Below are 5189 nucleotides of genomic sequence, written 5' to 3'. Positions count from 1 at the left end.
CTGTACGCCACGCTGGAAGTGACTGAAACCTTCGACGATGAGAACGCCATTCAGCAGCAGATTGACGATACCGAAAATGCCGCCGTTATCCGCGAATGGACGCCGGAGCAGAAAGCGTTCTGCGGCGTGGTGGTCAGCCTGGATGACGGTGAGATTTTCATCCAGCGCGGGGTGCAGCAAAAGGCGGCAGAGGAAAGCGGCTCCGCTGAGGGAGGTAACGCAGGAGGCCGTCCGGTTGTCACCCTGCGCGAACCGGATGTGGCAGAGGGGATAAGCGTTCCGCTGCTGAAAAAAATGTCGTCCGAGCGCACCCTCGCGGTTCAGGCGGCGCTGATGCAGCAGCCGCAGAAAGCGCTGGCGCTGATGGTCTGGCGGCTGTGTGGCTGCGTCTTCAGCTACTGCATCACCACCCGTCATCCGTTCGTCCTGCGGCTGGAGGTTCACCACAGCGGACTGACCAGCGAGGCCCCGACCGGGAAGGAGGGACAGGCGTGGCGGTGCCTGATGGAGGAAAGGTACCGCCTGGAAGCGCTGCTGCCGGAGGGCTGGGAGAAGGACTTTACCCGATTTTTTGAGCTGGACGGTGAAACCCTGATGGCCCTGATGGCGTTCTGTACCGCCTGTTCGGTGGACGGGGTGCAGGACCGCGTTTGTGGCCATACCTCGCGCAGCGACCTGGACGGCGTTGAAAGCGCCATCGGTTTCCACCTGCGTGACTGGTGGGAACCCACCGCAGACAACTTCCTCCGGCTGCTCAGTAAGGCGCAGATTGTGGATGCGCTGACCGATGCCGGACTGGCCGGAGCCGCCAGCGATGCGGCGAAGATGAAGAAGGGTGATGCCGCCGAACTGGCCGAAACCATGCTGGCCTGCACCCGCTGGGTGCCCGCCTGGATGAAAGCCCCTGACGCTGCTGAAAAAGTGCAGGCCGCCCCGGATAACGGTACTGACACCCCCACGGCTGACGCCGCCTGACAACGGAGAGCCGCCCCATCGCGGGGCGGTGGTAAGGAGACAATTCATGCGTGACATTATTACCACTGACGTACTGAAAACCATGATCCCCGCCGAGATGGAAGACTGGCGCGACAGCGGGGAGGATTTTCGCCGCGAACTGACCCATGCGGTGATGCGTGACCTCGATGCCCCCGCAGGCTGGGCCATGAACGGGGAGTACCGCAATGAGTACGGCGGCATGTTCCCGGTGCAGGTGCGGTTCACGCCTGCCAGCGGCAACTTTCAGCTCGCGCTGTGCAGCCCCGGTTACGTCAGCCCTGACTGGCTGGTGATGTTCATCTCTGCCAGCGGGCATCCGTTTGCGGTGGTGCGGACGCTCCCGGTGTTCAGCCCTGAAAACATCAACTACATACTGAGCCTGACGGCCCTTTTTCATACTGACGGCTATTCTGCTGCCAGCATCATCAGCATCCTGCAGGAGGGGCGCGAATGAACCAGGCAAACTTCCCCGTTCCACTGAGCGCGGAACGTCAGGCCGCCCTGCGGGCCATCGCGGAGACGGAAAACCGCCTGCAGCGCGGGGCCAGGCTGTGCGCCTATCCTTATGCCGCCGCCTTTTTTCGCTGCCTGAACGGCAGCAGGCGGATAAGCCTTGCAGATTTACGGGTGTTTTCACCGGCGCTGACGGCAGAGTCGCTGCGCGGCAGGCGCGAGCGGTGGCTCAGGGCCGTTGACCAGCTGATTGAGAGCCGGGGCGATGTCTGCTGCCTGCCCCTGCCGTCTGACGCGGCTGAAGGGTTGTTTCCGTCCGTGGGCTTTCGGGCCGGTGAGCGCCGCAGGCAGAAACTGTCGCTCCATGAACAGAAATACACCCGCCAGCGCTGCCGGGAAGAGGCCCTGCGAAAGCAGGCGTATGAGGCCAGCGTGGGGCAGGCTGAAATCGACCTGGCATTCCACACCCCGGAGACGGTGGGCAGCTGGCTGTCGCGCTGGTCCGGTGGCAGCGTGCCGGAGTACGAGCTGGAGAGCATGCTGATGCGCTGGCGTCGGCGGTTTCCGTCACTGTCTGACGTGGAGCCGTGGCCGGGCGATCCGCTCTGGCGCGTGGTGTATGAGATGACGCTGGCAGGAAAGTCCGCTGCGGGTCACGTCCGGTCGCTGGAACGATGGATGGTGCCCAACAAGCTGACGCACAGGGAGGCCGCGACATGGGCAGGAAAGTGAACCCTTACGGTGCGGAGCTGAAAATCGCCCGCCGCCAGCGCAGGCGACTTCAGGCAATGGTGGAGAAGCTGACGGATATGGCCATCGAGTGGGACGGGCTGTCCGGCGGGCTGGAGTGTGACTTTAACCTGCTGGCTGAATCCCTGCTGCCGCAGCTGGACGTGCTGGATATGCAAATCCGGGACTGGTCAGAGGGGGTCGGTGACCGTGAGGAGTCCGGCTGGTAAACCGGGGTACCTGACAGACTGCAGGATCATAAATAAACACTGAAAGTGTGACTTTGTGGAACACTGGTAGTATTGTGAGTGTAACTAAGTCACACACTGAGAGGTTATTATGTCACTGACAAGACTGAGGCAGCAGGGCGGGGCGGTGGTGCTGACCATACCCAGTGATATCGCCGCAAGAGCGGGCTGGAGCGTAGGAACCGTACTGGACGTTACCGCAGACGGCGAGGCGGTCAGCATCCGGCCAACGGGCCGCGTTGCGCGGGGCAGAAAAACGCTCGCGCAGCTGCTGGCCGGGATTGATGAGTGCGAAATCCGCGATTTCAACGAGGCGGTCAGCGACGGGCTGAATGATACCCCGCAGGGCAGGGAGTCCATCTGATGGTATCGCGCAGGGTGCCGCAGAAAGGCGAAATCTGGCACGTCAACGGCGACCCCGTTGAGGGCCGGGAGTTTAAAGGCCCGCACTATTACCTGGTTATTTCACCGCGTGAGCTGGTCGCTGCGCTCGGTACGGCGGTCTGCATTCCCGTCACCAGCGGTGGCGGGGCCGCCCGCTCACAGGCCGTCACCGTTTATCTTGACGGTGACAGCACCGATACTGGCCGGGTGACCGGCGTGGCACTGTGTTATCAGCTACGCTCGCTCGACCTGACGGCGCGCAGGGCCAGCTATGCGGCCAGAGTTGAACCACATATCATGGACGAAATCCTGTCGATGGTGGTTGATCTCATTGACCCGCGTTGAGAAAAGCGGGGCCACCGTAAGCCCCCCTTTCCTGCTCCGGTAACGCGAACGCAAAAGCGGTCCGCAGAGAACGATATCACTGACGATAACCCCGCGCCCTGACGGGCCGGGAAATCCGGTGCTGGCGCACCGGTCATTCCCCCGCGCGATGCATGGTGATCACGGCGGTAATTGTTATTCCGCCTGTTTGTCCTGCTTTTTCCCTGAGTCTTCTGTCTCTTCGTCCTCCAGTTAGCGGGTCAGCTGAACGGCAACGGCGTACACCGGGCGTCTGCCCCTGCGGGGCACCACTCTGTCATGCTGCGCACCGAGCCGCTTCGCGTCTCTGCCCTGGCCCGTTCCGGGCCGACGGGTTTCCATCGCATGACGCAGGTTCAACACCTGCAGCTGGCTGGCGCCAGCGCATTCACTGCCGGTGATAAGGCCACCGGCGCTGAGGTCGCCACGCCGTTCCGCCGCGTCGGTTGTGTTCATCCTCTTCCCTTACCTCCGGTGAGCCATCTCTCGTCCGTTCCCCGGCGGAGGGCTGGTCGTAGCACCGCCGGGTCGTCATTCAAAGGGGTATATAAACTCCGCCAAAACTTTTTGCCAGGGGCGCAAAAACTTTTGTCTCCGCCCCTTTTCTTCCTCCCTGCGTCGTTGCTCCTTTGCCCTTTGCCGCCAGCGAACTCACCGAGAGATGGAATAACCACCAGAGAAGAGGAAAAGCAGGATGAACACACAAAACGTCAACGTCAAAACCGCCACCAGGGAATCTTCCGAAAGATGGGGTTCAGACCCAAAAGCGCGTCTGGCCTGTGTTATCGCAGAACAAAAGTCATACCTGATCGAGCTTTGCGGCGTGTGGAATCTCCGGTTGAGCCAGAAAGATGAGGCTGAGGAAATCCTGCGTCTTCTCAGCCTGATGAGCGACAACGTTCACAAAGAGGGCGTGCTGTGCTGGGAACGTTCATATCCGCTGGTGTCGTTTCATGTCGTGCAGCCGTGGTTGCAGGCTAAAGATCATGCCATCCGCTTATACGGCGTTATCGGGCGTGAGGCGTGGGACATCGCGCGTAAAGACCTTTGCAACAACATAAATTTTGCTCAGGCCATGTTGCGCCTGGAAGCGCGTTAATCAGCTTAATCCACGGCGGCAGGGCATGCCGCCATCAACCAAAGAAGGAGAACACCATGCAATTACACCTGACCGAATCCTCAGCCATCCCGGGGATGCAGGCCACCGCTGAAGCCGAGCGCGAGTACTGGCTTAGCCGTGAAAAGCGGCGGTAAAAGCGCCTGTTGAAACTGACGTTCACGCCTTCCATGACGCGCTGGGGCTGATGTATCCGATGAACTGGTCAACCAGCGAAAACGGGGAGTGCGAAACCTTCATGCTTGCGGAAATGTATTGCGGCAACGTGACCGAAATCTGGGCGCGGATCGGTATTCGTTATTACCGGATGCGTGACTACAGCAACCTTGATCATGCGGAAATACTGACCCGCGTTAAGCAATTATCCGGCCAGAGCCGGAAATGAAAAAGGCAGACTTTCGTCTGCCATATTCCGCCGGATTTATTCGCCTTGGAACGATGAATCCGGCCTCAACTAAAAGGAAACAGCCATGAATCATTTCAGTAGAGCGTCGATTGTTACACCGACCGCCCTGTATGTCCAGATGCTTGAGGCGGAAAACGCACCCGTAAAAAAACAGGTGCGTATTAAACGCAGTGATATCGACCGTGACGAAATCAGCGCCGAAATGCGGGCGCTGGGAAGGCATATTGCAAAGTGCCGCAGAAAAGGGCGCGCCGTTCGTATTCCTGCCATGCGCGGGAGCGAGTGGGGGCAGGTGTTACGCACGCTCGAACTGAAGCGGGCATGTAACTGACGGAGGGGCCGCCCCGCAGGGGGCGGCATTCAGGGGAGGAAATTATGTCTCAACTCAGTTTTGCCAGCTTCTTTGACCAGGCGAAAGAGGCCGCGCCAGCCACGCCCGCTAAACCCGTATTGCCCGCCGTGAATACGCGGCCAGTACCGCACCGGATGATGA

The 5189-nt window shown here is 60.4% G+C and carries 8 protein-coding genes and 2 pseudogenes; 9 read left to right on the top strand and 1 reads right to left on the bottom strand.

Translation table 11 applies throughout. From position 1 onward, the window contains the following. The 6 genes and pseudogenes from GSQ70_RS02600 to GSQ70_RS02575 form a co-directional block, all read left to right on the top strand. A pseudogene (locus GSQ70_RS02600) lies at window positions 1–975 on the top strand (hypothetical protein); the annotation flags it as partial. A 46-nt stretch (window positions 976–1021) separates the two neighbouring features. Continuing rightward, the gene (gene psiB, locus GSQ70_RS02595) at window positions 1022–1450 is read left to right on the top strand and encodes a conjugation system SOS inhibitor PsiB (RefSeq protein ID WP_158780853.1); all 429 of its coding nucleotides are present in this window, start codon (window positions 1022–1024) and stop codon (window positions 1448–1450) included. Then, on the top strand, window positions 1447–2181 hold the full coding sequence (locus GSQ70_RS02590; RefSeq protein WP_158780851.1) for a plasmid SOS inhibition protein A: 735 nt from the start codon (window positions 1447–1449) through the stop codon (window positions 2179–2181). Before psiB ends, GSQ70_RS02590 begins: the two co-directional genes overlap by 4 nt. Continuing rightward, window positions 2166–2408, top strand: a complete 243-nt coding sequence (locus tag GSQ70_RS02585) for a hypothetical protein (RefSeq protein WP_158780849.1) — start codon at window positions 2166–2168, stop codon at window positions 2406–2408. Before GSQ70_RS02590 ends, GSQ70_RS02585 begins: the two co-directional genes overlap by 16 nt. Window positions 2409–2517: 109 nt before the next feature. Next, window positions 2518–2790: an antitoxin gene (locus tag GSQ70_RS02580; protein ID WP_158780847.1), complete on the top strand. Its 273-nt coding sequence runs from the start codon at window positions 2518–2520 to the stop codon at window positions 2788–2790. Continuing rightward, window positions 2790–3155, top strand: coding sequence for a type II toxin-antitoxin system PemK/MazF family toxin (locus GSQ70_RS02575; RefSeq protein WP_158780845.1), 366 nt, complete (start codon window positions 2790–2792; stop codon window positions 3153–3155). Before GSQ70_RS02580 ends, GSQ70_RS02575 begins: the two co-directional genes overlap by 1 nt. A gap of 231 nt (window positions 3156–3386) precedes the next feature. Here GSQ70_RS02575 and GSQ70_RS02570 read toward each other — a convergent pair whose 3' ends face one another. Then, window positions 3387–3629, bottom strand: a complete 243-nt coding sequence (locus GSQ70_RS02570) for a hypothetical protein (RefSeq protein WP_158780843.1) — start codon at window positions 3627–3629, stop codon at window positions 3387–3389. A 238-nt stretch (window positions 3630–3867) separates the two neighbouring features. On the opposite strand from GSQ70_RS02570, the gene GSQ70_RS02565 reads away from it, so the two are divergent. The 3 genes and pseudogenes from GSQ70_RS02565 (at window position 3868) to GSQ70_RS02555 (ending at window position 5027) form a co-directional block, all read left to right on the top strand. Beyond that, window positions 3868–4272, top strand: a complete 405-nt coding sequence (locus tag GSQ70_RS02565) for an ammonia monooxygenase (protein WP_158780841.1) — start codon at window positions 3868–3870, stop codon at window positions 4270–4272. 56 nt (window positions 4273–4328) lie between these two features. Further along, a pseudogene (locus GSQ70_RS02560) lies at window positions 4329–4675 on the top strand (hypothetical protein). Window positions 4676–4814: 139 nt separating this feature from the next. Next, window positions 4815–5027 carry a hypothetical protein gene (locus tag GSQ70_RS02555; protein WP_158785177.1) on the top strand — a complete coding sequence of 71 codons (213 nt, stop codon included), beginning with the start codon at window positions 4815–4817 and terminating at the stop codon, window positions 5025–5027. Window positions 5028–5189 lie beyond the last annotated feature (162 nt).

The organism is Pantoea sp. BAV 3049, assembly GCF_009765445.1.
GTDB lineage: Bacteria > Pseudomonadota > Gammaproteobacteria > Enterobacterales > Enterobacteriaceae > Erwinia.
This window is presented reverse-complemented; position numbering and strand designations above follow the sequence as displayed.